Origin of the sequence: Bartonella acomydis, from assembly GCF_039543025.1 — a bacterium.
In the GTDB taxonomy this organism is placed as follows: domain Bacteria; phylum Pseudomonadota; class Alphaproteobacteria; order Rhizobiales; family Rhizobiaceae; genus Bartonella; species Bartonella acomydis.
In genome coordinates this window covers 1-2498 of the sequence record NZ_BAABIY010000081.1, presented here as the reverse complement: position 1 = coordinate 2498, position 2498 = coordinate 1, and the positions used below count along the sequence as shown (strand labels likewise).

1 protein-coding gene and 1 pseudogene are annotated in these 2498 nt (G+C 34.8%); one reads left to right on the top strand and one right to left on the bottom strand.

Features of this window, described 5'->3' with window-relative positions; genetic code table 11:
- Positions 1–366, top strand: a 366-nt coding sequence (locus ABD909_RS07150) for a type ISP restriction/modification enzyme (protein ID WP_345097261.1), incomplete at its 5' end; no start/stop codon positions are given.
- A 699-nt stretch (positions 367–1065) separates the two neighbouring features.
- On the opposite strand, the pseudogene ABD909_RS07145 reads toward ABD909_RS07150, so the two are convergent.
- Positions 1066–2498 (bottom strand): annotated as a pseudogene (locus tag ABD909_RS07145) (DUF6990 domain-containing protein); the annotation flags it as partial.

Here is a 2498-nt window from a genome sequence, read left to right as displayed (position 1 = left end):
CAGACAGATATTTCTAATCCTAAAGAATTCTATTATGTCACAGAAATGAAATTTGCAAAAGCAGGTAAAGAGAAAGACAAGTCCACTGTTATTTACAACAGCAATATCACAATAACAGATATACCTAAGGAAGCTTATGAATATATCGTGAATGGCAAGCCTGCTCTTGAATGGGTTATGGAACGTCAATGTGTTAAAACTGATAAAAAGAGTGGTATTGTGAATGATGCTAATCGTTATGCTGTTGAGACCGTTGGAAACCCTGCCTACCCTCTAGAGTTGTTTCAAAGGGTTATTACCGTAAGTTTAGAGACAATGAAAATCGTTAAGAACTTACCAAAATTAGAAATAAGAGAAACTGAATAAACTTATAAGAGATAATAATCTCATAAGGGGTATAGAGTCTTATAATCATAATCTATACCTCTCTTATAAGTTGATTAGACACAATTTTAAAGGAGTGTTATGCGTTATTCTAAAAAGAAATCATTTGCACTTTTAAATACTCTTATTTGGAATGCTTTAAGACTTTTAAGAAACCCCATCTTAAAGTGAATACGCTTCTTTTGGATTGCCTTTAGAGATTATACCGTAATCTCAAATGATAGTTTATCCTTTTCAAAAGCTTTATTTAAAAAGAGTTATGTGTATTCATTTTGTATAGGTTTTGACAGTGTTAAAAACCCCCAAAACACCTACAAAACCCTTTTAAATATATATTAAAGATTGTATTTAATCGTTATGTTTAATATAGATTGTTTTCTTAAAACATTAACATATTGAAATATAATAACTTTTATTTTTGATTAAAAAATATATATAAAGGGGGGGGTAAAAAGAACCCTCAAAATCTTCAAAATCCTCAAAATTCATAACCATAATGATCTTGATAGCATTTCTTATAATTATAACTGTCTTTTGAAAGGCTTTAAAGGATCACATGTTTTTTAAGACGTGTTTTAATCACTCACTAAAATCATAAGATATGGAATCTTGAGAGATTTTTTCGATATTTCTTCTCTTTTTTGCGATAAACTTGGCTATCTTCTCTTTCCAAGAGTGAGGTTATTCCTCGCTAGAAAGCTCTGAGTGATTATCAAAATCTTTTGTTATATGTTCAATCAAAGCGTAGCTCAGTTGCTTTGATTTTGCTACTTCCTTGGCTAAAGCCAATGCACGTTCAAGGTGAGTTTTGTTGATGCTCGCGTCAAAACCTAAATGATCCCCTACCGCAAAGCTTTTTTGATAAGAGTGTAAGGTCTCAACACCGCCTAACAAAGCAAGAGCACCGATATGAAGTAAAGCATAATCCGGATTGTCTGTTTTTGACGTTGCACCTTTTTGCCAAGGAGCTATGCCATAATCACAGCGAAGTCTTTCAGAAAGGTCAATGGCTGTTACCGCCCATTCTAGCGCATCATCAAGTGCCTGTGTTAAACGATCTGCAGTGACTTCTGGTTCAAAGATTTCTAATCCTTTAGCTTCAAAATTAAGCTGGATATCTGGAATATTTTCCGTGTGAGTAGGATCAATGAATTTGCAAGCTGCCGAAAGAATACCGGTGCTAATCAAAAAAGCGCTATCAAATTGTGGACAATCTTTAGCAATTTCATCGTTATAAAGAATGTATACTTCACGATCAGCCAATTGATAGCTTGCCATATGGTCATTCTCATCGATTTTCTCGATTGACCAGCCTAGGCTTTTTAAAATTGCTGTAGCACTTTCCATGGTCAATGGAGCATCTTTATCATCCGTTTCCTCTATCTCCTCTGTCTCCTCAACAGAGGCTGTTTTGGAAATAACAGATGTTGTTTGTGAATCCAAGCTCAAACAATTGGAGGGTTTTGGGGAAAACCTGCTCGATAACCCTGTGCAAGACTAAGAGCGTTATCAATATCATTTTTTGTGAAACAATCTGCAAAGCCTAGATGATTTTTTCTTTGAAAACTCTCCTTATAAAATTTGAGTTTTTTGACATTTCCTATCAAAATAAGTGCAATAAGGTGACATACTGCAATGCATACTTCACTGCTCGGTGACAAAACCGCATAATCATAGATAATTTGATTGGTGTTTTGGTTATCAGCCCATTCAAGAATGTCCGTACAAATCTCTTTAACTTTGCCTCCATCCAATTCAGTACTAGAAACTGTATAAACTTCTTCTGCTTCTTTGAGGGCTATATATTGCGGCATATTATAGAAAATTTCTCTATGAGCCGTGGAAAAGCCAAGTGTTGAAAGGGAAGCTTTAAATGCAACAAGCGGCTCTTCTCCATCACTTTGAAGGCTATACATTATATTGATGATACGGTCTTTACTTATAAAGTAAGCATTGCGATTGTAATTTTTATCGCGATAAACTGTCCAACCCATTTCTTTTAATTGCTCCGCAATTCTATTGAAAGTAATCAAAGCTTGTGGAGCAAGATGTGCTTCCGCTGCTTCTCGCTCATGAAGGATTTTCAGATGTTTTTCAGCAAATTCAACGGCATG